Source organism: Paracidovorax sp., from assembly GCF_057642795.1.
The window spans coordinates 134788-160918 of sequence record NZ_JBXYZY010000002.1; the positions used below are offsets into that span (position 1 = coordinate 134788).

Annotated in this window: 18 protein-coding genes; 7 read left to right on the forward strand and 11 right to left on the reverse strand. The window is 71.8% G+C overall.

What is annotated here, in order from left to right; all coding sequences use genetic code 11:
- The first annotated feature begins 11 nt into the window (after positions 1-11).
- Positions 12-182 carry a hypothetical protein gene (locus AC3A84_RS03375; RefSeq protein ID WP_487968331.1) on the forward strand — a complete coding sequence of 57 codons (171 nt, stop codon included), beginning with the start codon at positions 12-14 and terminating at the stop codon, positions 180-182.
- A 163-nt stretch (positions 183-345) separates the two neighbouring features.
- On the opposite strand, the gene sfnG is transcribed toward AC3A84_RS03375, so the two are convergent.
- From sfnG to glnE, 3 genes are all read right to left on the reverse strand, one after another.
- Entirely contained in the window at positions 346-1515 is a 1170-nt protein-coding gene (gene sfnG, locus AC3A84_RS03380) for a dimethylsulfone monooxygenase SfnG (RefSeq protein WP_487968332.1), read from the reverse strand.
- A 71-nt stretch (positions 1516-1586) separates the two neighbouring features.
- Positions 1587-2174 (reverse strand): FMN reductase, encoded by a 588-nt coding sequence (gene msuE, locus AC3A84_RS03385; protein ID WP_487968333.1) that lies wholly within the window; start codon positions 2172-2174, stop codon positions 1587-1589.
- Between the two features lie 303 nt (positions 2175-2477).
- Positions 2478-5279 (reverse strand): bifunctional [glutamate--ammonia ligase]-adenylyl-L-tyrosine phosphorylase/[glutamate--ammonia-ligase] adenylyltransferase, encoded by a 2802-nt coding sequence (gene glnE, locus AC3A84_RS03390; protein ID WP_487968334.1) that lies wholly within the window; start codon positions 5277-5279, stop codon positions 2478-2480.
- Positions 5280-5416: 137 nt separating this feature from the next.
- On the opposite strand from glnE, the gene AC3A84_RS03395 reads away from it, so the two are divergent.
- The 4 genes from AC3A84_RS03395 to AC3A84_RS03410 are packed head-to-tail and all read left to right on the forward strand — an operon-like array spanning position 5417 to position 13178.
- Positions 5417-9562 (forward strand): YhdP family protein, encoded by a 4146-nt coding sequence (locus AC3A84_RS03395; protein ID WP_487968335.1) that lies wholly within the window; start codon positions 5417-5419, stop codon positions 9560-9562.
- Positions 9559-10374 carry a carbon-nitrogen hydrolase family protein gene (locus AC3A84_RS03400; protein ID WP_487968336.1) on the forward strand — a complete coding sequence of 272 codons (816 nt, stop codon included), beginning with the start codon at positions 9559-9561 and terminating at the stop codon, positions 10372-10374. Before AC3A84_RS03395 ends, AC3A84_RS03400 begins: the two co-directional genes overlap by 4 nt.
- Positions 10371-12545: a two-component system sensor histidine kinase NtrB gene (locus AC3A84_RS03405; RefSeq protein ID WP_487968337.1), complete on the forward strand. Its 2175-nt coding sequence runs from the start codon at positions 10371-10373 to the stop codon at positions 12543-12545. Before AC3A84_RS03400 ends, AC3A84_RS03405 begins: the two co-directional genes overlap by 4 nt.
- Before the next feature lie 3 nt (positions 12546-12548).
- Positions 12549-13178 carry a response regulator transcription factor gene (locus tag AC3A84_RS03410; protein ID WP_487968338.1) on the forward strand — a complete coding sequence of 210 codons (630 nt, stop codon included), beginning with the start codon at positions 12549-12551 and terminating at the stop codon, positions 13176-13178.
- A 170-nt stretch (positions 13179-13348) separates the two neighbouring features.
- On the opposite strand, the gene AC3A84_RS03415 is transcribed toward AC3A84_RS03410, so the two are convergent.
- Together AC3A84_RS03415 and AC3A84_RS03420 are read right to left on the reverse strand one after the other, a co-directional pair.
- A complete protein-coding gene (locus tag AC3A84_RS03415) occupies positions 13349-14002 on the reverse strand; it encodes a YiaD family glycine zipper/OmpA-like lipoprotein (RefSeq protein WP_487968339.1) in 654 nt (217 codons plus the stop codon).
- A gap of 144 nt (positions 14003-14146) precedes the next feature.
- Positions 14147-14329: a hypothetical protein gene (locus tag AC3A84_RS03420; RefSeq protein ID WP_487968341.1), complete on the reverse strand. Its 183-nt coding sequence runs from the start codon at positions 14327-14329 to the stop codon at positions 14147-14149.
- On the opposite strand from AC3A84_RS03420, the gene mltA reads away from it, so the two are divergent.
- Positions 14262-15482 (forward strand): murein transglycosylase A, encoded by a 1221-nt coding sequence (gene mltA, locus AC3A84_RS03425; protein ID WP_487968342.1) that lies wholly within the window; start codon positions 14262-14264, stop codon positions 15480-15482. The genes AC3A84_RS03420 and mltA overlap by 68 nt on opposite strands.
- Before the next feature lie 138 nt (positions 15483-15620).
- Entirely contained in the window at positions 15621-17609 is a 1989-nt protein-coding gene (locus AC3A84_RS03430) for a phosphatase PAP2 family protein (RefSeq protein ID WP_487968343.1), read from the forward strand.
- Between the two features lie 86 nt (positions 17610-17695).
- Here the strand turns inward: AC3A84_RS03430 and AC3A84_RS03435 are convergent, their stop codons facing one another.
- From AC3A84_RS03435 to AC3A84_RS03460, 6 genes are all read right to left on the reverse strand, one after another.
- Positions 17696-20176 (reverse strand): TonB-dependent receptor, encoded by a 2481-nt coding sequence (locus AC3A84_RS03435; protein WP_487968344.1) that lies wholly within the window; start codon positions 20174-20176, stop codon positions 17696-17698.
- 218 nt (positions 20177-20394) lie between these two features.
- Complete coding sequence (locus AC3A84_RS03440; protein ID WP_487968345.1) at positions 20395-21423, reverse strand: FecR domain-containing protein; 1029 nt, start codon at positions 21421-21423, stop codon at positions 20395-20397.
- Positions 21420-21947, reverse strand: coding sequence for a sigma-70 family RNA polymerase sigma factor (locus AC3A84_RS03445; RefSeq protein WP_487968346.1), 528 nt, complete (start codon positions 21945-21947; stop codon positions 21420-21422). Before AC3A84_RS03445 ends, AC3A84_RS03440 begins: the two co-directional genes overlap by 4 nt.
- 107 nt (positions 21948-22054) lie before the next feature.
- On the reverse strand, positions 22055-23722 hold the full coding sequence (locus tag AC3A84_RS03450; RefSeq protein WP_487968347.1) for an acyl-CoA dehydrogenase family protein: 1668 nt from the start codon (positions 23720-23722) through the stop codon (positions 22055-22057).
- A 220-nt stretch (positions 23723-23942) separates the two neighbouring features.
- Positions 23943-24587 carry a glycine zipper family protein gene (locus AC3A84_RS03455; protein WP_487968348.1) on the reverse strand — a complete coding sequence of 215 codons (645 nt, stop codon included), beginning with the start codon at positions 24585-24587 and terminating at the stop codon, positions 23943-23945.
- A gap of 112 nt (positions 24588-24699) precedes the next feature.
- Positions 24700-26058 carry an MFS transporter gene (locus AC3A84_RS03460; RefSeq protein ID WP_487968349.1) on the reverse strand — a complete coding sequence of 453 codons (1359 nt, stop codon included), beginning with the start codon at positions 26056-26058 and terminating at the stop codon, positions 24700-24702.
- Between the last annotated feature and the right edge of the window lie 73 nt (positions 26059-26131).

Sequence of the window (26131 nt, forward strand, 5' to 3'; positions counted from 1 at the left end):
TGGATTAGAGCATGCAAATCAAACGTTTGTTTGATTTGCTGCAAACCCTCGGAAAAACGGGGGAGCGCCCGCCGGACGCGGCGGTCGGACGGACTCGTTTCACCGGCTGTTCGCTATGTTTTCGATCGCTAAAAGCGAAGGCAGATAAGGGGCTGGGTGGCATTTCCCCCGCCCCGCCATGACAAAGGCCGCCCGGAGGCGGCCTCGCTGCAATCCCGCCCACGGAGCGGTCGCGGCGCTGCTGAACCAGCGCCACCAGGGCGGTCAACACGGCGATCATGTTCAAAGAACGCCGGTGGAAGGCCTGCCACCGGGGCTGCACGCTGCCTCGGCCGGCGGCTTACGTCAGGCGGCTACGGGTTCCTCTGCCGCCACTGCCGCTGTCGGTGCGGCGGTGCGGCCTTGCTGCAGTTCGCGGTCCCGGGCGGCTTCCAGTTCGCGCACCAGGGGCAGCACCTTCTCGCCGAAGTACTCGACCTCTTCGATGAAGTGCAGGAAGCCGGCGAGGATCAGGTCCACGCCCACGGCCTTGAGCGCCACGATGCGTTCGGCCACCTGGCGCGGCGTGCCGATCAGGTTGGTGCGGAAGCCGTCGTTGTAATGCACCAGGTCTTCGAAGGTGGATTGGGCCCAGTTGCCCTCCCCCTCGGGCGACGCGCGGCCGGCCTGCCTGGCCGCGTCGCCGAAGGCATGCACGGCTTCGACGTGGGCGTGGTCGATGATGTCCTTGAGCACGGCGCGGGCCTCTTCCTCGGTATCGCGGGCGATGACGAAGGCGTTGATGCCGATGCGCACGTAGTGGCCGGTTTCGGCCGCCTTGGCGCGGAGGTCGTCGATCTGCTGCTTCACGCCCTCGGGCGTGTTGCCGTTGGTGAAGTACCAGTCCGAAACCCGCGAGGCCATGTCGCGCGCGGCGCGCGAGCTGCCGCCCTGGAAGATCTCGGGGTGGGGCTTCTGCACGGGTTTGGGGCTGAGCGTGTAGTTGTTGAAGCGGTAGAAGTCGCCCTTGAAGGTGAAGTTGTCCTGCGTCCAGATGCCCTTGAGCGCGCGGATGAACTCTTCCGAGCGGCGGTAGCGCTCGTCGTGCTCCAGCCAGGGTTCGCCGATGGCCTGGAATTCGCCCTTGAACCAGCCGCTCACCACGTTGATGCCGATGCGGCCCTGCGAGATGTGGTCGATGGTGGCGATCTGCTTGGCCACCACGGCGGGGCTCCAGGGGCCGGGCAGGATGGCGGCCAGCACCTTGAGCCGGGTGGTGGCATGCAGCAGGGCCTGGCTGAACGACACCGATTCGTGCTGGTGCTCGGCGCCGTAGCCGGCCGTGAAGCGGATCTGGCTCAGGGCGTAGTCGAAGCCCGCCCGCTCGGCCGCCTGCGCCAGGCGCTGGTTGTATTCCAGGCTCCAGTCGGTGCGCTGGGCGATGGTGCTGACCACCAGGCCGCCGCTGACGTTGGGCACCCAGTAGGCGAACTTCAGGGGGTTGGACGAAGAGGTTTCGTGCGAGTCGTGGCTCATGGACAGGCTCCTGGTTGTTGATGCCGATGCGTGTCGTGATTCGGGTGGTGGTCAGGGACGGCGCGATGGGCTCAGGCGGCTTGCGCCAGCCGCAGCGCGGGGGCTGCATGGGCGGCGGCGTGGGGCAGCCCCACCAGCGGCGCTGCGCGCTGCGCGGTCAGCGCGATGCGCGCCTTCAGCGCCTCGCTGCCGATGGCGTAGCCCGCGAAGTCCTGCTCCGACGCATACACGCCCAGCGGCAGCGTGCGTGCCTGGAAGAAGCTGAAGAGCGGGCGCAGCTGGTGGTCGATCACCAGCGCATGGCGGTCGCTGCCGCCGGTGGCGGCCAGCAGCACGGGCACGTCGATCAGTGCCTCGTGGTGCACGAAGTCGAACAGGTGCTTGAAGAGGCCCGTGTAGGAGCCGCGATAGACCGGGCTGGCCACGATCAGCAGATCGGCCGATTCGATGGCGGCGAGATCCGCCTCCACGCTGGCGGGCAGGTGGCTGCGGTAGAGCGCGCCGCCGATCTGCGGTGCGAGCGGGCCCAGCTCGATGGTGCGCGCCTCGATGGGCAGCACGTCGCTGATGGCGGCGATCAGCTCCTCGACCAGCACCAGCGTGCGCGAGGGGCGTTGCACGTTGCCGGAGACGGCCACTACCTTGTATTTGCGGGTCATGGGAAATGCACCTTCCTTGAATGCGGTGGGAGCCCCCGGCACGACCGCCGTGCCGGGGGCTTGAGGTGCATTGAAGCCCGTTCGCCGCGCCAGCGCAGCAAAGGATTCGGCGCATGCTTATGCGGAAAATTCGCAGGTGCGCCGCAGCCGCTGCACGGGCCGCGCGCAGCCGCACGCCGCGCCCCACGTGGGCGGGGCGGCGGATGGCTATGGTTTGTGTAGCTGGCAGCCCTTGCAGGTGAAGGGCCGCGCGGCGATCCGGCTTGATGCCTGGCGCGGGGGCAGGCCCGTATCAGGCCTGGATCAGGCTGGCTTGAACACCGCCCGCCAGAGCGCGAGGATGGTGTCCCGCTCGGCGGCGAGCGTGGCCGGGTCCACGCGGGTGGGCTGTTCGTTCAGGCGGGCGCGGTGCTGCACCTGGCGCAGCGTGCGGTAGGCCGCGGCGGCGGCGGCGCCCACGCCGTCGGGCAGGAAGCCTGCGGCCTCGGCGCGCTGCAGCAGCGCGATGTTGCCCACGTTCTCGCGCAGGCTGGGGTGGCTGGCCGACTGCGACAGCACCAGGTACTGCACGGCGAATTCGGCGTCCACCATGCCGCCCGCGCTGTGCTTGACGTCGAACTGCCCGGCGGGCACCGGGTGCGCGGCACGCACGCGCTCGCGCATGGTGACGATCTCCTCGCGCAGTGCGGCGGGGTCGCGCGGCGCGGTGATGACGGCCTCGCGCACGGCGTCGAAGCGCTCGCGCAGGCCGCGCCCGCTGCCGGCCGGCGCGTCGGTGCCCTCGGGTCCGAGCGGCAGGGCGCCGGGCGGCGCGAGGTCTTCGGTGCCCAGCAGGAAACGCGCGCGCGTCATGGCCTGGTGTTCCCAGGTCCAGGCGGTGTTGCTGCCGCGCCGCTGCTGGTAGTTGGAATACGCGGTGAAGCTGGTCACCAGCAGGCCGGAGTTGCCGTTGGGCCGCAGGGCCGTGTCGATCTCGAAGAGGTCGCCCTCGGCGGTCTTCACCGTGAGCCAGTTGATGAGCTTGCGCACGAACGCGGCATAGACCTCGGAGGCGCGTTCGTCGTCGTCGTCGAAGACGAAGACGATGTCCAGGTCACTGCCGTAGCCCAGCTCCTTTCCGCCCAGCTTGCCGTAGCCGATGATGGCGAACTGCGGCACCTCGCGGTGGCGGTTCTTCAGGCGGCTCCAGCACCACTGGGCGGTCACGCGCAGGACGCTGTCGGCCAGTGCGGAGAGGTCGTCGGCCACCTGCTCGACGGTGATGCGGTGCTCCACGTCGCGCGCCAGGGTGCGGAAGGTTTCGGCATGCTGGGCGCGGCGCAGCAGGTTCAGCAGGGTCTCGTCGTCGTCCTCGCCGGTGGTGCGCAGGGACTGCAGCCGCAGTGCCAGTTCGCGCTCGAAGTCCTGTGGCACGAAGCGCTCGGCCAGCAGCGCCTCGCCGGCCAGCTCGTCGATCACGCCGGGGTGCTGCAGCATGTAGCGCGCAGGCCATTTGGCCGCGCCCAGCAGGTGCAGCAGGTGTTCGTGCACCGAGGGGCGCTCCAGCAGCAGCGCCAGGTAGATGTCGCGCCGCAGCAGCGATTCGAGCCAGCCGATCAGCCGCACCACGGCGTCTTCGTTGATCTGGCCGTCGGCCAGCCAGCGCGCGGTGCGCTGCACCAGCCGCAGCAGCCGTTCGCGCGACTCGTCGCTCAGCGACTGCACGCGCGGGTGGGTGCGCCATTCGGCCAGCCGCTCGCGCACGGCCGGCGGCAGCTGGTTCAGCAGCGATTCGAGTTCGGGCGGGGGCGGGTTGCCGGCACGCGGGCCGCCGCAGCCGCCGCCGCTGCACTGCTTCTTGCCGGCGCCGCCCAGCAGGGTGTCGAATTCCTGCGCCACCAGTTCGCGGTGCGCATCCAGCTGGTGCAGGAAGGCGCAGGTGCCCAGGCCCAGGCTCTGGGCGATCCAGGCCAGGTCGTCGTCGCGCGTGGGCAGCACGTGGGTCTGCTGGTCGTCCAGGTACTGGATGCGGTGCTCCACCTGGCGCAGGAAGGTGTAGGCGTTGGCCAGCGCGTCGGCGGTTTCCTGCGGCATCAGGCCGGCGCGGGCGATGCGCTGCAGCGCCTCCAGCGTGGGGCGGCAGCGCAGCTCGGGGAACTGCCCGCCGCGCACCACCTGCAGCAGCTGCACGGTGAATTCGATCTCGCGGATGCCGCCGCGCGAGAGCTTCACGTCGTTGGAGCGCTCCGGGTGGCCGGCGCTGCGCCTGGCGGCGTGTTCGCGGATCTGGCGGTGCAGCGAGCGCAGCGCGTCGAACACGCTGTAGTCCAGGTAGCGGCGGAAGACGAAGGGCAGCACCACGCCGCGCAGCGCCTGCACGGGCTCGCCGATCACCGCGTCGCGCGGGGCCACCACGCGGCTTTTGAGCCAGGCGAAGCGTTCCCATTCGCGGCCCTGCACCTGCAGGTATTCCTCCAGCGCGGCGAGCGATACGGCCGCCGGGCCCGAGTTACCGTTGGGCCGCAGAGCCAGGTCCACCCGGAAGACGAAGCCGTGCTCGGTGGTGTCGCCCACCAGCGTGTAGATGGCCTTGACCGCCTGGCCGAAGTATTCGTGGTTGGAGATGCGCCCGCGCCCCTCGGCGTTGCCGGCCGTTTCGCCGTCGTGCTCATAGACGTAGATCAGGTCGATGTCGCTGGAGACGTTCAGCTCGCGCGCCCCCAGCTTGCCCATGCCCACGATCCACAGCTGCACCGGCTGGCCGTCGGGCCCGCGGGGCGTGCCGTGGCGGGCGTCGAGCTCGGCGCGCACCTGCACGCAGGCGCGGTCCAGCGCCAGCTCGGCCAGCCAGGTCATGGCGCGGGTGATGTCCTGCAGCGGGGCCTGCTGCTCGCAGTCGAGCCGCATCAGCCGCTCCATCACCAGCTGGCGCAGGATGCGCAGCGCGGCGCCGGTCTCATGTCCGCGCGCCGTCAGTGCCTCCAGGGCAGCACCCATGGTTTCGCGGGTGGGAAGACCTTCGGGTAGCAGGGGCAATTCGTCCGCGTAGCGGCGATGCAGACGCTGCAGGAAACGCGAATGTTCGGCAAATCCCTGGCCGGGAGAGTTCGGAGGCGACTGCTGCATGGAAAAGGATCAGGGAGCGGTGCGGGAACGTCCGGCGGCAGCCCGGGCCTGCGCCGGAGCGTACGGATTGACACGGTTCTGCACTGAACCAGGGGAAAGGGTGCGGGTCATAATTCCAGACACCGACAACACCCGCCATGACCGACGCCGAGACGCCACCACACCCCACACGAATGCTCAGATGCGTTGCGGTGTTCGCTCGATGGTCGCTGGGGCTGCTGCTGGCCTTCTGGTTGCTGCTGGCAGCCGCTTGGGGCGTGCTTCATGGCTGGATTGTGCCGCGAATCGGAGATTTCCGTCCTGCGCTGGAAACCCGGGCCATGCGGGCTTTGGGGGTTCCCGTGCGCATCGGCGCGCTGGCCGCCCGCTCGGACGGGCTGATTCCCACCATCGAGCTGAAGGATGTCGCCTTGCTCGACGCCCAGGGCCGCGAGGCGCTGCGCCTGCCGCGCGTGGTCGCGGCCATTTCGCCGCGATCGCTGCTCAAGCTCGGCTTCGAGCAGCTGTATCTGGAAGGCCCGGAGCTGGATGTGCGGCGCGATGCGCGCGGGCGCATCTTCGTGGCGGGCATGCCTTTCGGCGGCAACCCGGCCGACGACGGCAGCGGCAACAGCAGCGCGGCCGACTGGCTGTTTTCGCAGAAGGAAGTCGCCATCCGCGGCGGCACCGTGCGCTGGACCGACGAGCAGCGCGGCGCGCCGCCGCTGGCGCTCTCGCAGGTCGATCTGGTGCTGCGCAATGGCCATTGGCGCCACCACATGCGGCTCGACGCCACGCCCCCGGCCCCATGGGGCGATCGTTTCACGCTGCGCGGCAAGTTCCGCTCGCCGCTCCTGAGCGCCCATGCCGGCGCCTGGGAGCGCTGGAGCGGTCAGTTCTATGCCGACTTCGCCCGCGTGGACGTCTCCAGTCTGAACCGCTACGTGGACCTGCTGGGCGCACGGGTGGCCGGCGGCCATGGCGCGGTGCGTGCCTGGGCCGACGTGCAGCGCGGCCAGCTCGCGGGCGGCATGGCCGACCTGGCCCTGGCCGGCGTCAACACCACCCTGGGCGCGCGGCTGCAGCCGCTGGAGCTGCGCTCGGTCGCCGGGCGCGTGGGCGGGCGGCGCTTCGCAGACGGCTTCGAGATCTCCACCACCGGCCTGCAGTTCCTCACCGACGATGGCCTGCGCTGGCCGGGGGGCAATCTCATGCTGCGCCACATGGGCGGCGCCGCGCGCCAGCAGGACCGGGGCGAGCTGCAGGCCGACCGGCTGGACCTGGCCGCGCTTTCGGAGATTGCCAGCCGCCTGCCGCTGGGCGAGGCGGCGCACCGCGCGCTGGCCACCTACGCACCCGAGGGCCTGGTGGACTCGGTGCAGGCCAGCTGGCGCGGACCGCTCACGGCGCCCCAGCAATACCAGGCGCGGGGCCGCGTCTCGGGCCTGGCGCTGGCCGCGCCCGAGCGGGGGACCAGCGCGATCCCGCGCGTGGAGGGCGTGCGCGGCGCGACGGTGGACTTCGACCTGACGCAGACCGGCGGCACCGCCAGCCTGGCCATCGCAGACGGAGCGCTGCTGCTGCCGGGCGTTTTCGAAGACCCGCTGGTGCCGGTGCAGCGCCTGGGCGCCTCGCTGCGCTGGCAGCGGGACGGCAAGCGCCTGGCCGTGCAGGCCAGCGACCTGCGCTTCGCCAACGCCGATGCCGAGGGCGAGGCGCGGCTCGCCTGGCACACCGACGACCTCGAACGCTCGCCGGGCGTGATCGATCTCACCGGCTCGCTGCAGCGCGCCGACGGCACGCGCGTGTACCGGTACCTGCCGCTCGCGATTCCGCAGGAGACGCGCCACTATCTGCGCGACGCCATCACCTCCGGCTCGGCCAGCCAGGTGCAGTTTCGCGTCAAGGGCGACGTGGAGCACATCCCCGCCAGCCATCCGGGGCAGGGTGAGTTCCGCATCGCCGCCAAGCTGCGCGGCGTCAACTTCGCCTACGTGCCGCCGCGCCTGCAGCAGGGCAGTGGCCACTTGCCCTGGCCTTCGCTCACGGGGCTGGACGGCGAGCTGATCTTCGACGGCGCCGGAATGAGCGTGAAGGACGCGAGCGGCAGCTTCTCCGGCTGGCCGCAGGTGCGCGTACAGAAGGTGAATGCGCGCATTCCCGACCTGGGCCACAGCGTGGTCGGCGTGACGGCCGACGTGCGCGGGCCGCTGGCCGACATGCTGGGGCTGGTGCGCGGATCGCACGTGGGCCAGCTCATCGGCGGCGCGCTGGATCAGGCCAGCGCCACCGGCCCGGCGGCCCTCCAGCTGCAACTGAACCTGCCGGTGAGCCACATCGATACCTCTACCGTGCGCGGCAGCCTGGCGCTGGCGGGCAACGACCTGCGCATCACCCCGCAGACGCCCCTGGTCGAGCGCGCCCAGGGCAGTGTGCAGTTCACCGATGCCGGCTTCACGCTGGCGGGCGTGCGCGGCCGCTCGCTGGGCGGCGAAGTCCGCTTCGAGGGCGGCATGCGCCCGCCCGCCAGTCCGGGTGCCGAAGCGCCCGTGCAGGTGCGCGCCCAGGGCGTGGTCACGGCCGAAGGGCTGCGGCAGGCGAGCGGGCTGGGCGGCGTCTCGCACATGGCTCGCCTGGCGAGCGGCAGCACGCCCTACAGCGTGACCATCGGGGTGCGCCGCGGCGTGGCCGAAGTACAGGTCGCCACCAGCCTGCAAGGCATGGCACTGGCGCTGCCGGCACCGCTGGGCAAGCCCGCCGATACCGCGCTGCCGGTGCGCTACGAGAACCGCCTGACCGAGGCTTCCGCCGCCAGCAGCACCGCGCCGCTGCGCGACGAGCTGGTGGTGGACCTGGGCGGCGTGGGTTCCGCGCGCTACCTGCGCGACCTGAGCGGCCCGGCGCCGCACGTGCTCAGTGGCGCCATCGCGCTGGGCCTGGCTCCGGGCGAGTCGGTGCCCATGCCCGCTGCCGGCGTTGCCGCCAACGTGCAGCTGCAGCACGTGGATGTCGATGCCTGGCAGACCGCCTTTCTGCCGCCGGAGCCGGCTGCATCCACCGGCGCAGCGGCCTCCCCCGCTGCGTCCCAGGCCTCCACCGGCGAGACGCTGGAATACCTGCCCCAGCAACTCGCCGTGCGTGCGGCCACCGTCACGCGGCAGGGGCGTACGCTGCACGACGTGGTGGCCGGCGTTTCGCGCCAGGGCACGACCTGGCGAGCCAACGTGGATGCGTCCGAGCTGGACGGCTACTTCGAATACCGCCAGGGCGAGGGCGCGGCCCAGGGCCGCCTCTATGCGCGGCTCTCGCGCCTGACCATCCCGCAGGCGGCGGTCAAGCAGGTGGACGACCTGCTGCTGGGCGATGACAACTCGCAGCCCGGCGCACTGCCCTCGCTGGACATCGTGGTGCAGGATTTCGAGCTGCGCGGCCGGCGGCTGGGCCGCATCGAGATCGAGGCGCAGAACCGCGATGCCGAGGGCAAGCGTGAATGGCTGCTGTCCAGATTCAACCTGGTGGCGCCCGAGGCCACCTTCACCTCCAGCGGCAGCTGGGCCCTGGTACCCGGCGCCCGCGGCGTCGGAGGCAGCGTCAGCGGACCCCAGCGCCGCACGGTGATGGATTTTCGGCTCGACATCCGCGATTCGGGCGAACTGCTGGCCCGGTTGGGCATGGAGGGCGTGATCAGGCGCGGCAAGGGCCAGCTCGCGGGTCAGGTCGCCTGGAACGGCGCGCCCATCAGTCCGGACTACCGCTCCATGTCCGGCCAGATGCATGTCGATGTGGAGGCCGGCCAGTTCCTCAAGGCCGAGCCGGGCATCGCCAAGCTGCTGAGCGTGCTCAGCCTGCAGTCGCTGCCGCGCCGCTTCGCGCTGGACTTCCGCGACGTGTTCAGCCAGGGCTTCGCGTTCGATTTCGTGCGCGGCGACGTGCGCATCGAGCGGGGCGTGGCTACCACCAACAATCTGCAGATGAAGGGCGTGAACGCCGCCGTGCTGATGGAGGGCAGCGCCGACATCGCGCACGAGACGCAGGACCTGCATGTGGTGGTGGTGCCCGAGATCAATGCCATGACCGCCTCACTGGTGGCCACGGCCATCAACCCCGTGGTGGGGCTGGGCAGCTTCCTCGCGCAGATCTTCCTGCGCGGGCCGCTCATTCAGGCTGCCACGCAGCAGTTCCACATCGACGGCACCTGGGACGATCCGCGCATCGAGCGCGTCTCGCGCCGCCGGCCCGCGGGCGGGCAGGGCGAGGCGTCGGGAGCCGCCTCTCCGCCACCGCCTTCGGGAGACGCCTCATGAAAATCGCTGCACTGCAGATGGTCTCTGGCATGTGCCAGGCCGACAACCTCGCCCAGGCCCGCCGCCTGCTCGAAGACGCCGCTGCGCAAGGGGCCGAGCTGGCCGTGTTGCCCGAATACTTCAGCTTCCTGGGCGCGCGCGACACCGACAAGCTGGCGCTGCGCGAACCCCTGGGCGAAGGCCCGGTGCAGGCCATGCTGGCCACCGCTGCGCGCGAGCTGGGCCTCTGGGTGGTGGGCGGCACGCTGCCGCTCGATGCCGGCAGCGCCACCCAGGTGCGCAACACCACGCTGGTGTTCGCCCCGACGGGCGAGCGCGTGGCGCGATACGACAAGATCCACCTCTTTCGCTTCGACAACGGGCGCGAACGCTTCGACGAGGCTGCCGTCATCGAAGCCGGCGCCGACCCGGTGCGCTTCGAGATGACCGCGCGCGACGGCACGCGTTGGCGCGTGGGCCTGTCGGTGTGCTACGACCTGCGCTTTCCCGAGCTCTACCGCCGCCACGCGCAAGCCGGCGCCGATCTGCTGCTGGTGCCCAGCGCCTTCACCCACACCACCGGCCAGGCCCATTGGGAGGTGCTCTTGCGCGCCCGCGCCGTGGAGAACCTGGCCTACGTGCTGGCGCCCGCGCAGGGCGGCACGCACGAGAACGGCCGTCGCACCTGGGGCCACAGCATGCTGGTGGAACCCTGGGGCACGGTGCAGGCGGTTCTGCCCGAAGGCGCCGGTGTCGTCTGCGGCGAGATCGAGGCCGCGCGGCTGCGCCAGGTGCGTCAGCAGCTGCCGGCGCTGGAGCACGGTGTGCTGTGAGCGCCGAGACGAAGGAATCCCTCGCGCATCCGCCCGCGTCGGCCGCGGTTGCCGCCACCGCCCGGCCGCGGCCGCAGGGCTGGCGTCGATGGCGCGGCGCCTGGAGGCGCTGGTCGCTCTGGACCCTGCTGGTGGCGCTGGTCGCGGCCATGCTGGTCACCCTGGTGTGGCTGGCGGGCCGCTACGAGGCCAGCCAGGTGCAGAGCCGGCTCGAACGCGACACGGCCGATGCGGTGACCGACCTGCGCGCGGCCTTCGCCCACAACCTGCAGAGCCTGCAGGCGCTGCATGCCGGCGATCCCGACCCCGCGGCGTGGGAGCACCGCGCCAGCGGCCTGCTGAGCCAGCGGCGCGAACTGGTGCGCCTGGAATGGCGCGACCCCCAGCTGCGTCTGCGCGCCCATGCCGAGACGCCCTATCGCTCGCTGCGCTGGGAGGCCGATGCCCGCATGGGCGTGCAGACCGACATCGCGCTGGCCTGCGCCAACGCGCGGCGCGTGGGCGGACCCTCGTATTCGGGCAGCTACTTCCAGCCGCAGCTCGACGGCCTGGGCGCCGAGATGATGGAGCTGTGCGTGCCGCTGCAGGATGGAGGGCAGGCCAAGGGCTTCCTGATCGCCACCTATGCGCTGCAGAACGTGCTGGTGGATCTGGTGGCGCCGGGGCTCAAGCGTGGGCAGGAAGTCTCTTTCACCGAGCCCGACGGCACCCGCCTGGCCATGGTGGGTGCCACGCGCCGCGGCTCGCGCATGTTCCAGGCGCAGCAGCTGATGGATCTGCCGGGCACGGCCGTGATGCTGCGCATGGACAGCTGGCACACCGCGCCCAGCGTGTTCCCCAACGTGCTCACGGCCCTGGTCACGGCCATGTCCGTGGCGTTGGTCACCGTGCTGGTGGTGCTGGTGCGCGACAACCGCCGGCGCTTGCGTGCCGAACGCGATCTGGGCGACGCGCTGGCCTTCCGCAAGGCCATGGAGGATTCGCTGGTCACCGGCCTGCGCGCCCGCGATTTGGAAGGGCGTATCACCTACGTCAACCCGGCCTTTTGCGAGATGGTGGGCTTTTCCTCCGCGCAGCTGCTGGGGCAGGGGCAGGACACTTCGCCGCCCTACTGGCCACCCGAATTCGCGCACGAATACGCGGCTCGGCAGATGGTGCGCCTCTCGGGCGAGCAGGTCCCGCCGCGCGAGGGCTATGAGACCGTCTTCATGCGGAGCGACGGCACGCGCTTTCCGGTCATGATCTACGAGGCGCCGCTCATCAGCGCGGACGGCCTGCACACTGGCTGGATGGGGTCGTGCCTGGACGTGAGCGAGCAGCGCCGGGTGGAAGAGCTCTCGCGCACCTCGCACGAGAGGCTGCAGGCCACGGCGCGCCTGGCCACCGTGGGCGAGATGGCCTCGCTGCTGAGCCACGAGCTGAACCAGCCGCTGGCCGCCATCTCCAGCTACGCCACGGGCTCCGTCAACCTGCTGGACCCGGTGGCGGGCGATGCTGCCGGCGCGGCGCCGCCGCTCCTGCCCGAGCCACTGCGTGGCGACCTGCGCGAGGTGCGCACCGCCATGCAGCGCATCGCCCAGCAGGCCGAACGGGCCGGGCGCGTCATCAAGAGCGTGCACGACTTCGTGCGCCGCCGCGACCAGACCCGCGAGGCCGTCAGCGCCGAGGACCTGTTCGATGCCGTGATGCCCCTCGTGCGCCTGCAGGCGCGCAAGCTGGGCGTACAGGTGCAGGTGGCCATCGCAGCCGGCCTGCCGCCGGCGCTGTGCGACCGCACCATGGTCGAGCAAGTGCTGCTGAACCTGGCGCGCAATGCCATGCAGGCCATGGACGACCCACAGATCCACCCGCGCGTGCTGCGGCTGGGCGTGGCCCGTGCGGCCTCCGCCGCGCAGCAGGCCTGGCTGGAGTTCTCGGTGGCCGATGGCGGCGTCGGCATTCCCGAAGAGGTGGGCGCCCAACTCTTCCAGCCCTTCTTCACGACCCGGGTCGAGGGCATGGGGCTGGGGCTATCGCTGTGCCGCACCGTGGTCGAGCAGCACGGCGGCCTGCTCGGCTATGCGCCGCGCGATCCCCGTGGTACGGTATTCACCTTCACGCTGCCGGCTCTCCAGGAAGAGGGCGCTGCCGGCGCCTGTCCGCCTTCCGCACGAGTCTCCACCCTGTCCTGACCCATGGAACCTGTCTCCAATGCCACCGTGTACATCGTCGATGACGATGCCGGTGTGCGCGAAGCGCTGGCCTGGCTGCTGCGCTCGCGCCGTGTCCCCAGCGAATGCTATGACAGCGCCGAATCCTTCGCCGCGATGCTGCACAGCCGCCCGCCGCAGCGTCAGCCCTGCTGCCTGCTGCTGGACGTACGCATGCCCGGCATGAGCGGCCTGGCGCTCTTCGATCAGCTGGCCGAGCGTGGCGACATCGCGGCCATGCCGGTGATCTTCCTCACCGGCCATGCCGATGTGCCCACGGCGGTGGCCACGGTCAAGCGCGGCGCATTCGACTTCTGCGAGAAACCTTTTTCCGACAACCTGCTGGTGGATCGCATCCAGGCTGCGCTGGCGCAGTCAGCCAGCTACCTGCAGGAGCGCCGCGCCCAGCATGAGCTGCAGGACCGCGTGGCCGAGCTGACCGAGCGCGAGCGCGACGTGATGCGGCTGGTGGTGGAGGGGTTGCCCAACAAGCTCATCGCCGACCAGCTCGATATCAGCGTGCGCACGGTCGAGGTCCACCGCTCGCGTGTCTTCGACAAGATGCAGGTCAAGTCGGCCGTGGAGCTGGCGAACCTGCTGCGTTCAGTGCACTGACGGGCCTGCTTGCCGCAGGCCTCGGCTTCGGTCGCGGCCAAGAGCGGCATGCACAACCTGGCTCATAGCTTCAGGCCAGGCGCCGCATCGAAGGCTGTCCAGGCCCAAAAAAAAGACAGGCGCAAGGCCTGTCTCGGTGTGGGGCCCTCGGGCCCCAGGGTTCAATAGCTTCAGCCGCGCGAACGCTCGCCCACGAAGATCTCGACGCGGCGGTTGCGCGCACGGCCTTCGCTCGTGTCGTTGCTGGCCACGGGCTGGGTGGAGCCACGGCCTTCCACCTGGATGCGGCCGCCGTTCACGCCACGGGCCGTCAGGTAGTTGCGCACGCTGCTGGCGCGGTCCAGCGACAGCGGGTTGTTGATGGCGTCGGTGCCCGTGGAGTCGGTGTAGCCGACGATGCGCACTTCGGTGTTGGGGTTGTTGCGCAGGCCTTCTGCGAAGCGGTCCAGCAGGGGCGCGAAGTTCGGCTGGATGTTCGAGCGGTTGGTGGCGAAGGAAATGTCGCTGGGGATGTCCAGCTTGAGCTGGTTATCGGCGGTCTGCGTGACCACCACGCCGGTGCCGGCCGTGGCCTGCTGCATTTCCTGCTTCTGGCGCTCCATGTGCTGCGACCAGATGTACGAGCCCAGCGCGCCCACGCCTGCGCCGATCAATGCGCCCGTGCCTGCGTTGCCGCCCGTCACGGCGCCCAGCACCGCGCCGCCTGCAGCGCCGGCGCCCGCACCGATCGCGGTGGTGCGCTGGGTGTCGCTCATGTTGGCACAGCCGGTGACCAGCACGAGGGCTGCAGTGGCGCTGATGAGAAGGGGATGGCGCAGACGCATGACGAACTCCTTGAAGTAAAAGACTTTTCTGATACCGGCTTCGCGAGCCTGGCACCCATACGGCCCAGTGCTTGCGAGGTAGGGCTGTACAGTAACCAGATGCCTGATGCCGCGCTGTAGGACCAGGGCGCCTGTCGCCCCCGGTCAGTCCGCCGGCGAGGGTGGGGGGGCTGGCGGCTGTCCGCCCGGGCGGGTGGGGGCAGGGCGTTCGGGCTCGGTGGGCGGATGCACGAGCTCGCCCCGACGGCGTCCCGAGAACATGGTCCACCACACGATCGCCACCAGCACGGCCAGCGCGATCAAGGCTTCAAGCAAAATCAGCCACATGAAATCCCGTCTCCTGCGCCTTTGTATGACGGCGCTGATTGTAGGAACGCTCGCGGCCTGCTCCAGCCGCCCGCCCCTGATCGAAGAATCCGGCACTCCCGCCGCACCTCCGCCGCCTTATGCCGGCGTGCCTGCCGCGCCGTCCGCCGCGGTGCCGGGCACGCTCGCGCAGCCCAAGAGCCGCTGGGTGCCGGTGTCCTGGGACGACCTGCCGGGCTTTTCCGAAGACAACTTGACCGAGGCCTGGAACGCCTGGATCAAGAACTGCGAGCGCCCTTCGCCGGCCCTTGCTCCCTTATGCCCGGAGGTGCGGCGACTGTCCATCGGCAGCGCGGACGAACAGCGCGCCTGGATGCGTGCGCGGCTGCAGCCCTACCGTGTCGAGTCACCGTCCGGCAACCCCGACGGCATGCTCACCGCCTATTACGAGCCCTATCTGGACGCCTCGCGTCTGCCGGGCAACGGCTTCAACATTCCCATCTACCGGGCGCCGGCGGGCCTGGGCAGCCGCAAGCCCTGGTACACCCGCCAGCAGATCGACACCTTGCCCGAGGCGCAGGCCCAGCTCGCTGGCCGTGCCATCGCCTGGGTGCGCGACCCGGTCGAAGCCATGGTGCTGCACATCCAAGGCTCGGGCCGGCTGCGCCTGGTGGAGCCCGACGGCAGCGTGCGCCTGGTGCGTGTGGCTTTCGCCGGCACCAACGATCAGCCCTACCAGAGCGTGGGCCGCTGGCTGCTCGACCAGGGCCTGGTGCGCGACGCCACCTGGCCCGGCATCCGCGCCTGGACGCTGCAGAACCCTGGCCGCGTCAACGAGATGCTCTGGGCCAATCCGCGCTACGTGTTCTTCCGTGAAGAACCGCTGGACGGGCTGGACGCCGCCTTCGGCCCCAAGGGCGCGCAGGGCGTGGCGCTCACGCCGGGCCGCTCCATCGCCGTGGACCGGCAGAGCATTCCCTACGGCACGCCGGTGTGGCTGGCCTCCAGCGGGCCGACCACGCAACTGCAGCGGCTGGTGATGGCGCAGGACACGGGCAGCGCCATCCTGGGTGCCGTGCGCGCCGACTATTTCACCGGCTGGGGCCAGGAGGCTGGCGACATCGCCGGGCGGCTCAAGCAGAACCTGCGGCTCTGGGTGCTCTGGCCGCGCTGACGCGCGCGCCCTGCGCGTCCCCTCGCCGCACGCCGCCGGCCGCGCAGGGCGGTGTGTCATGGCCCAGTCATAGGAGCGGGATAACTTTCTCGTCCTCTCCTTGAACTTGGGCCTGCCCTCGTGGGCCGTCTTTTCCCCATGCCTTTCGCCTCTCCCTGGGCCGCTGCCGACGCTGCGGCTTTTGTCCCTGTGCGCTCCAGCGCCTTCACCCTGCGCGCGCTGCGCGCCGCCCTGCTGCCGGCCCTGCTGGCCCTGACCGCGTGCGGCGGTGGTGGTGACGCTGCCACCCCCATGGCCCCGGCCGGCGTGGGTTTTGCCGAATCGGCGCCCGTGCCTTCCGTCACGGCCTTCGTCGATGCCGCCGCCACCAACCAGCGCGGCGATGCGCGCTACGCCACGGTGGAAACGAACGCCGGCGTGCGCGTGCTCAGCGGCTTCCTCGACCTGTGGGAGCCCAGCACCCGCCTGGTCGATGCCGGGCAGACGGCTCCGGCGCGCGACGGCTTCCCTGCCATCACCACTTCCAAGTGGTCCGGCATTCCGGGCGACGCCACGGACGGCACGGTCAAGAACGCGGCTTTCCACAAGGAGAACGTCGGCTTCGTGGTCCGCACCACGGCCGCCCGCACGCCGGCCCAGGCCGACGCCGCCTACTACGACGACCGCCGGGGCAAGAACTACAGCGTGACCGACGGCATGGGCCCGCTCACCGCCGCCTGGCGCCAGGCGGCGCGGCAGACCACCACCATCACCAGCATCCCGGCCGACGCCACCACCGTGCGCTATGACGACCAGGGCAACAACACCGGCGTGGGCGGCAGCGCCAATGCCGACTTCGGCCTGGTGATCGATTTCGTCAACAGCATGGGCAACAACGCCTCCACCGAGCCCGCCAAGCGCTTCTACAAGTACGCCCGTCCGTGGCGCTGGAGCGCCAGCGTGCAGGTCGCGCCCACGCTGGAGCCCGCGAAGAGCAGCTCGCCAGCCACCGACGGCGGGTTCCCCAGCGGCCACTCGGCCGAGGCGGTGCGCAACGCCGTCGCCATGGCCTACCTGGTGCCCGAGCGCTTCCAGGAAATGCTCGCACGCGGCCTGGAGCTGGGCGAGAACCGCATCATGGCCGGCATGCACTCGCCCATGGACGTGATCGGCGGCCGCCTGCTGGGCGAGGCTTCTGCGCTGGGCAACATCTACGCGGCCACGCCCGACGCGCGCAAGGCCGCGCGCGCCCAGGCCCTGCAGACGCTGATGAAGTCCACCGGCGCCGCCACGCCCGAGGCTCTGCTGGCCTTCGCGCACTCGCAAGGCGCGGCGCAGGACCGCTTCGCCGACGCCGCCGCCAACCGTAGCGCCTATCAGCGCCGCCTGGTCTTCGGCTTCGCGCAGAACGGCGACACCAACCGCCCGGCCGTGGTGCCCAAGGGCGCCGAAGTGCTGCTGGAAACGCGCCAGCCCTACCTGACCGACGCGCAGCGCCGCGTGGTGCTCAAGACCACCGCGCTGCCCTCGGGCTACCCCATCATGGACGACGCCGAAGGCTTCGGCCGCCTGAATCTCTTCGCCGCGGCGGACGGCTATGGCGCCTTCAATGGCGACGTGGACGTGAGCATGGACGCGGGCCTGGGCGGCTTCAATGCGCTGGACGTGTGGCGCAACGACATCGGCGGCCCCGGCAAGCTGACCAAGCGCGGCTCCGGCACGCTGGCGCTGGCCGGCAACAACCGCTTCAGCGGCGGCATCGAACTGGTGGCCGGCACCCTGCGCGCCGACAGCGCCCAGGCCCTGGGCACGGGCGCCGTCTATGTGGGTGGCGGCACGCTGGCCGTGGGCGGCGCGGGCACCCTGCAGCTGCAGGGCGGCTACGCCCAGACCGCTGGCGGCACGCTGCAGGCGCAGCTGGGCTCGGCCAATGCGGGCGCCCTGTCCACCTCCGGCACCGCCGTGCTGGGCGGCACGCTGGTGGTGTCCTTCCGCGCCGGCTACACGCCCAAGGCGGGCGACACCCTCACCGTGCTGCGCGCGCAAGGCGTGCAGGGCCAGTTCAGCCAGATCATCGTGCCGGGCTTCCGCGCCACGCCGGTCTATGGCCTGACGGGCGTGCAGCTGGTGCTGTCCAGCGCTGCCTGAGCCTGAGTCTTTTGCGGAGGGCGAGGCGAACGCCGCAGGGCGTGCGCCTCGCCCCTTTTTCTTTTTGTTTCGCAGCGGAGAGCGGGCTAGAAGTCCATCGTCGCCGACACCAGCACGCTGCGCGGCGCGCCCTGCAGCAACGTGCCCCAGGTGGACGCGCCCGCCCAATAGTCGCGGCCGGTGGCGTTGCGCACCGTGGCGCGCCAGGTGGTGGCGCGGCCGGCCAGTGCGGTGCGCCAGCGCAGGCCCAGGTCCACGGTGGTCCAGGCCGGCAGCCGCTGCAGGTTGGCCTGGTCGGCGAACTGCGAGCGGGTGTGGGTGAGTGCGCCGGTCAGCGTCAGGCCCGGGACGGCGCCCAGGTCGTGTTCGGCGTTCAGCATGAACTGGGCGCGCGGCACGCCCACGGCGGTGCGGCCCTGCGTGGCGGCGCTGGCGGTACGGGTCAGCTCCGCGTCGATCCAGGTGGCGCCGCCGTACAGGCGCCAGCCGGCCGCGGGCTCGCCCTGCACGGTCAGTTCCAGGCCCCGGTTGCGCTGTTCGCCATCCACGGTGAAGCGGTTGGCCACCAGCAGGCCGCTGGGCCGCCGGATCTGGAACACGCTGGCCGTGGTGATCAGGCCGCCGCGGTCGAACTTCACGCCCACTTCCTGCTGGCGCGAGCGGTAGGGCGCGAACACCTCGCCCGCATTGACGGTGCTGCTGGGCGCCGTATCGCCCTTGCTGAGCCCTTCGATGTAGTTGGCATAGACCGACACGCCCTGCCACGGCTTGACCACCACGCCCGCCATCGGCGTGGTGGCGCTCTGGCGGTAGGTGCCGGTGCGCACGCCGGCGGCATCGAAATTGTCCGAATCCACCTGCTGGCGCCGCAGGCCCAGGGTGACCAGCAAGCGGTCGTCCCAGAGCGAGAGCGTGTCCGCCAGCGCCAGGCCCTGCAGCACGTTGGCCGAGCGCATCGGCACGGTGCCAGGCGCGGCCACGTCCTGCGCCGGCCGCTCGATGGGCGCGTACAGGTTCGAGGTGTAGGCCGTGCCAGCGACCGAGCCCATGCGGTAGCGGTCTTCGTAGCGGCTCCACTGCAGGGTGGCCTGGTGCGCCACGCCGCCGGTGGAAAAGCGCCCGCGCAGGCCGGCTTCGGCCACCTGGCGGCGCACGTCGAAGCGGGCGCGGGTGGGCGTCACGCGGGTGTCGCCCGCGGCGTTGGTGATGGTCGGCGTGTTGAAGAGCCGGTCCACCTCGGAGCGGGCCGCGCCCAGGCTGCCGAACAGCGACCACTGCGCGTTCAGATCGTGCCGGGCCTTGAGCAGGGCCGAGCGCTCGGTGCTGTCGTACCACTCCCAGCGCTGGGTGATGTTGCGCCGCGCATCGGGCGCGGGTGGCACCGCCAGTCCGGCGGCCAGCGAGGGCCGGCGCGTGGGCGCGTCCACGTTTTCGCGCTGGTCGATCAGATCCAGCGTGACCTGGGTGCGGTCGCTGGTGTAGTCCAGCGCCAGCGCGCCCAGCGTGGCTTCGCGGCGCTGGTGGTCCAGGGGCGTGCGGCCGTCGCGCCAGCTGCCGTTGAAGCGCACGCCGAACCGCCGGTCCTCGCCCAGGCGGCGCGCCACGTCCACATGGCCGCCCACCTGCGACCGCGTGCCGTAGTCGGCGCGCAGGCGGGTCAGGTCTTCGGTGGCGCGCTTGGGGACCACGTTGATGCCGCCGCCCACGCCGCTGTTGGGCGACATGCCGTACACCATGGCGGCCGGGCCCTTGAGCACTTCCACCCGCTCCGCATAGTCGGTCAGCAGCCGGTAGTTGGGCGCGACGCCGTAGAGGCCGTCGAACGCCACCTCGCCGATGTTGTTGTCGCCGATGGCGAAGCCGCGGATGAAGAAGGCGTCGGCCACGTCGCCGCTGGGCGCGGCGCTGCGCACCGACGGGTCGGCCGCCAGGGCCTCGCCCAGCGTGGTCACCTGCCGGTCGGCCAGCGCCTGGGCGGTGTAGCTGGTGATGTGCAGGGGGGCGTCCATCACGTCCGTCTGGCCCAGCAGGCCCAGCCGGCCGCCGCGTGCGACCTGGCCGCCGGCATAGGGCGCGGGCAGGTCGTCGGGCGTGAGCGGGGCGCTGGCGGTCACGCGCACTTCACCCAGCGTGGCGCCCGCGGCGGGGCGTTCGGTGGCGGTGGCCATGGGGCGCAGGGTGTAGCTGCCGTCCGCCGCCGGCACGGCCTGCAGCGGCGTGCCGGCCAGCAGCGCGGCCAGCGCCTGCGCCACCGAGTGTTCGCCCGACACGCCGGGCGAGGACAGGCCGTCGGTGAGCTGCGGACTGAAGCTGATCAGCGTGCCCGATTCACGCCCCAGCCGGTTGAGCGCCGCGCCCAGCGGGCCGGGGGCGATGGCATAGCGCTGGCGCGGCGCGTCGGCGCTGGCCGTGCGGCCCGGCTGGGCCTGGGCCGCAGGCGCGGCCAGGGCGCAGCCCAGTGCGAGGCCCGCGCACAGCAGGGGCGCGGCCAGCCACGGGGCCGGGGCGTGCGGGGGATGGGGAGCGATGGAGGAGGTGGTGGCGGCGGCGGGTGCGGGCGCAGTCATGGTGGAGGGCATCTTTCAGGCAAGCGGGGGAGAAGCAATGGGCGCAGGGCGGTTGGGGCGGGGTGGTGTTGCCGCCGTCCGCGCTGGCCTTGCTTTCCTTGACACCCATGGCTGCGCTTTGGGCCATCTTTTTGCTGGCTTCGAATGAAAAAGCCCGGTGGCGCTTGTTCATCAAGCGCTGGTAGCTATCAAATTAATAGCTTTGCTGGCGCCCGCGATCAGCCATCGCGCGCCGCCACCGTCACCCACCAGCGTGTGCGCGACTGCACCTGCACCGGCAGCGCACGGGCCAGGGCGGCCAGCACCCGGTCGGTGTCGGCCAACGGGTAGGCGCCTGACACGCGCAGGCCGGCGACCTCAGGCGCGCAGCGCAGCACGCCAGGGCGGTGGCGCGATAGCTCTGCGATGAAGCCGGCCAGCGGCATCGCATCGGCGACCAGCATGCCCTCGCTCCAGGCGGCGGCGCCCTCGGGGAGCGGCTCGGGCGGGCCGGCCGAGGCCGCAGTCAGCGGCGCCTGCTGGCCGGCGTTCAACTGCAGCGTGGCGGTCGGCGCGGCAGCGGGTGTCAGTTCGACCGCGCCTTCCAGCACCGCGACGAGGGCGATGGCGGCGGAGGGGGCGCCGAGCACGAAGGGGATGCCGTTGCCGTCCGCCAGGTGCCGCACCGTGAAGCGCGTGCCGATGGCGCGCACCATGCCCGCCGCCGTGCGCACCCGCAGCGGCCGGCCGGAGGCGTCGGGGGCGCTGTGTACCAGGATCTCGCCGGCGCGCAGAACGATCAGCCGCTCGGCAGGGCCGTAGCGCACGTCCACGGCGGAGGCGGTGTTGAGCTGCAGCCGCGTGCCGTCGGCCAGCACCGTCGCATGGCGCTCGCCGGTGGCGGTGCAGAGATCTGCCGCCAGTTGTTGCCAGGGCGTGGTCTGCCGCGCCGCCAGCAGGCCGCCGGCGCCGGCCGTCAGCGCTGCGGCCAGCTGCACCGCGCGGCGGCGGCCCATGCCGGGCGCGGCCAGGGTGGGCAGGGCGACGGCGGCCGGCACGCCGCGCAGCTGGCCGTCCACCTCGGCGATGCGCTGCCAGGCGCGGGCATGCGCCGGGTCGGCGGCCATCCAGGCCTGCCATTGCTGGTGGGCGCTGCGCGCTTCGGTGCCGTTGCCGGGGTGCAGCTGCAGCAGCCAGTCCACGGCCTCGCGTGCCACGCGGGGCGAGACGGCGGCATCGTGCGCGCCGGGGTGGTGAGAGGCCGTCATGCCTTGTCCTGCGCCGGGTCGTGGAAGTAGCAGCGCGTTGCAGCGGCCGCCAGGTGCCGCCGCACGCTGGTGCGCGAGATGCCCAGCTGTACGGCGATCTCGTCCTGCGTCAGCTCCTCCAGCCGCCACAGCAGGAAGGCGCGGCGGGCCATGGTGGGCAGGCCGTCGAGCAGGCGGTCGATGGCGAGCAGCGTTTCCAGCACCATCAGGCGCGCATCGGGCGGCGGCGCCACGGCCTCGGGCAGCTGGGCGAGCGCATCCAGGTAGGCGCGCTCGATCTGCCGGCGCCGCAGGTGGTTGGACAGCAGGCGCTGGGCGATGGTGGTGAGATAGGCACGCGGCTCGGCGACGTCGTCCAGCCGCTGGCCGGTGGCGGTGAGCACGCGCACGAAGGTGCTCTGCGCCAGATCCGCCGCGTCCCACGCGCAGCCCAGCTTGTGGCGCAGCCGGCCCACCAGCCAGCGATGGTGCTCTTGGTACAGGGCCTGGGTGGCGGCAGCATGGGGCGAGGAGGGCGCGGACATGGCGGTAGCCTGCGAATGAGAATGGATCGCATTTTATGGCGCGCCCTGCCGACCCATGGCCGGCAGCTCCCACGGCGGCCGTCAGCGCGCTGCCGGGCCACGGCCCTTCATGCGGGGAAAGCGCGCTCCAGGATGCGCTCCACATCCAGCCCGCGCGTGTCGATGGCGCCCGCCACGCGAGCCGCGTCCGCACCGCCCAGGCGCGTGGCGATGAATGCGTCGGACACCGCCTGCGGCGCATGCCGGCGCAGCAGGCAGGCCTGGGCCACCAGCACCAGGCGCTGCACCAGCACGCGGCCCAGGGCTTCGAGCGCTTCGGGGGGTGAGGCCATCAGGGCCTGCAATGCGCCCAGCGCGGCGGCGATGCGCGGCTCGCCCCGAGCGGCGGGCGCGAGCTCTTCCAGCAGCGCCTGGGCCGCCCCGGGCTCGCGGGCCAGGGCCCGCAGCACATCCAGGCACATCACGTTGCCCGAGCCCTCCCAGATGGAGTTGACGGGTGACTCCAGGAAGAGGCGCGCCATCACGCCCTCCTGCACGTAGCCGTTGCCGCCGAACACCTCCATCGCCTCGCCCGCCAGTTCCACGCCGCGCTTGCAGACCCAGAACTTGGCGGCCGGCGTCATCACGCGCTTCCAGGCGTGGTCGGCGGGGCTCGCGCTGCCGTCGGCATCGCGCTCGAAAGCCTCGGCCAGGCGCATCAGCAGGGCCACCGCGGCCTCGCTCTCCAGCGCCAGGTCGGCCAGCACGGCGCGCATCAGGGGCTGCTCGGCCAGGGCCTTGCCGAAGGCGTGGCGGCGGCGCGCGTACGCGATCGCCTGCACGGTGGCCTGGCGCAGGATGGCGGCGCTGCCGGCCACGCAGTTGAGGCGCGTGTAGGTGGCCATCTCGATGATCGTGGGAATGCCGCGGCCTTCCTCGCCCAGGAGCACGCCCCAGGCGCCGTCGAACTCCACCTCGCCGCTGGCGTTGCTGCGGTTGCCCACCTTGTCCTTCAGGCGCTGCACATGCACGCCGTTGAGCGTGCCGTCTTCCAGGCGGCGTGGCACGTAGAAGCAGGCGAAAGGCCCGCCTTCGCCTGTGCGCGCGACCACCAGGTGCGCATCGCTCTGCGGGGTGGAGAAGAACCACTTGTGGCCGCGTAGCAAGTATTCGCCGCCGCGCCCGCCCGCGCCCAGCGGCGTGGCCACGGTGGTGTTGGCCCGCACGTCGGAGCCGCCCTGCTTTTCCGTCATGCCCATGCCCAGCCAGATGCCGGCCTTGGCGTGCGCGGGCAGGTCGCGCGGGTCGTGCGTGCGGCTGTGGAGCCGTCCCTCCAGCTGCGCCCAGAGCGCGGGCTCCTTGCGCAGCAGCGGGATGGCGGCCTGCGTCATCGTGGCCGGGCAGAGCGTGCCCTGCTCCACCTGCCCGTGCAGGTAGAAGCCGGCGGCCCAGGCGGACCAGCGGCCGGGCCGGTCGCTGTCGAACGGCATGGAGACCAGGCCCTGGCCGCGGTAGAGCGCCATGAGCGCGTCCCACGCGGGATGGAACTCCACCCGGTCGATGCGGTGGCCCCGGCTGTCGAAGCGGTGCAGCACGGGCTTGTGGTGGTTGGCCTGCTCGGCCAGGGCGTAGGTGCCGGCGCTGCCGAGCCGGCGGGCGTAGTCGCCCAGCGCGGGCAGGGCGTGGCCGGCGCCTGCGCGCTGCAGCGCTTCCTGCAGCGCGGCATCGGTGGCGAGCAGGTCGTAGTCGGTGAGCTCCGGGAACTGGTTGAAAACCTCGTGGGTGGCCTGGGCCATGGCTGTCTCCTCCAGAGGGATGCGGCGGCGTGCGCCGGGACCGCCATGGTGCACGCACCCGACCCGGCGTGCACGCGCGTTCAGGACAGCCTTGCAGAACGTGCGCAATGCTCGCTCTGATGGTCAGGAGACGTTGAGCTGGATCTCAGGGCCTCCGGGCGCTCCCCTGCGAGATCGTCGGGAGATGCCGAGGTGGCGGCTCGCTGCCGCTGGCTGTCGCTCATCGCAGCACGCGGCAGTTGCCGAACTCGCAGCGCACGGCCAGCGCGTCGCCGTTGTCGCAAGGTACGGTGTAAGTCTCGAAGCCCGGCCCCTTGGCGGCCAGCGTGGCCAGGGGCTGTGCGCTGCAGGCGCGGTCGCGGGCCAGGCGTTCGGCGTTGAAGGTGTCGGTGCCGGTAGGGCGGGGCGGCACGAAGGGGGCCGCAGGCATGGCGGGTACCACGGGCCCGTAGGCATAGGGCTGCGGGCCGCCGCCATGGCCGCGCGCCGCCATGCAGGTCTGCAGCAGGCGCTGCTGGCGCTGCAGGGCTTCGGCGCCGTACTGGCCCGCGCCCAGCACCGCGCCGCCCGCGGCCCAGTCCTGCACCGCGGTGTGGCTGCGGCCCAGGGCCCAGACCAGGGCGGCGGCGGCCACGGCGCCTTCGACCATGCCGTTCAGCGTCTCTTGCAGCACGCCGACCTGGCTGGCTTGGGCGCGGCAGTCCCGCAGGTCGGCGGGGTAGCGGGCGCGCAGCGCTTCCTGCGCGGCGGAGTCGGGGCTTTCCGGTGCGGGTTGCGGTGGTGGCACCCCCTGGGTGGTGCAGCCGCAGACCACGAGGGCCACCAGGCCGGTACGGGCGACGTGTGCGAAGGCGGCAGCGGGCATGGGCGGCTCCAGCGAAGGGCCGGCCGCCACCTGCGGCCGGAGGGCCCGAGCGTACGGCATGCGGCGTGGACCGTCAGCCGCCCTTGGCGTGCGGCGAGCGGTTTGTGCCGGTTCAGGCCGGCACGCCGGCGCCGGCCGTGGGTCCCGCGGCGTTGCGCTGGGCGGCCGTGCGCTGGGCGATCCAGAAGACGGGCAGCGCCAGCAGCGCGCAGCCGGCGAGCACGGCGAAGGCCAGGCCGAAATGCCCGCCCGCGCCCACGACGGTGTTGGCGACGGCCGGGCTCATGGCGGCGCCCACGCCCTGCAGGGTCATCACCAGGCCCAGGGCGGTGTTGTAGCGGCCGCTGCCGCGTACGTAGCGTTCCACCATCAGCGGCGTGGCCACGCCCAGTGCGCCGGCGGCGATGCCGTCCAGCACCTGCACGGGAATGTTGGCCCAGGCGTCGGGGATGGCCCAGGCGATCATGCCGCGCACGGGCAGCGCGCAGATGGCGAGGTAGATGAAGACCTGCAGGTCCCAGTGACGGCTGCGCGAGACCCAGAGCGCTACCGGCACCATGGTGAGCTGCGCGACGACGATGGCGATGCCCGTCCACAGCAGCGGGGACGCGTCGGGCACGGTGGCGGCCAGCCGCTGGTTCAGCAGCGGCAGCATGGCCGCATTGCCCAGGTGGAAGAGCGCGCAGGCCAGGCCGAAGCACCACAGCGGCCGGTGGCGAAGGAAGGCGCGCAGGCCCTCGGGGGCCACGGCGCGCGGGTCGTTGGCGGATGCGGACGGGGCTGGCGCGGCAGCGGGCTCGGCATCGCCGCCGCGCGCGGCCATATGGTCGATGTCGCCGGGCCGGATGGCGCGCAGACAGGCCAGCGCGCCCACGGCCATGGCCGTCATGACGGCCAGCATCCACGGTGCGCCCAGCCAGTGCGCGAAGGCGGCGGCGCCCAGCGCCGAGACGATGTTGCCGGCGTGGCTGTAGGCCTCGTTGCGGCCGGTCTGGTGGCGCAGGCCGCTGCTGCGCGCCAGCCCGAGCGTGAGCGCGGCAAGGGCCGCCGCCAGCACCGCGCCGGCCGTGCCGGTCAGCACCTGGGAGGCGATCAGCAGGCCGGAGGAGCGCGTGGAGAAGGCCAGCGCGCTCGCGCCCAGCACCAGCAGGGCCGCCACCGCCACCAGCGCCCGCTGGGACCGGGTGCGGTCCACGAAGGCGCCGGCCAGCGGCGTGGCGGCCATGCCGGCCAGGCCGCCGGCGGTGAGCACCACGCCGATCAGGGTCTGGTCGATGCGCTGGGCCTGCAGGTAGGTGGCCAGGAACGGGCCCAGGCCGTCGCGCACGTCGGCCATGAAGAAGGCCATCCACGCCAGCGCGGACAGCGAGGTGCCGGTAGCCGCCGCCGCTGTCTTTGCCGCATTGGCAGAAGGTGGCACCGACGAAGAGGCCCGGATTGTCGAGCCAGTCGGGGTGGGTGCGGCGGTCATGGGGTGTCACTCCTGAGGGGGCGGTCGTCCGGCCAGCGGCTCGCCGTGGGCGCCAGCGCCGCGCAGCCGTTGG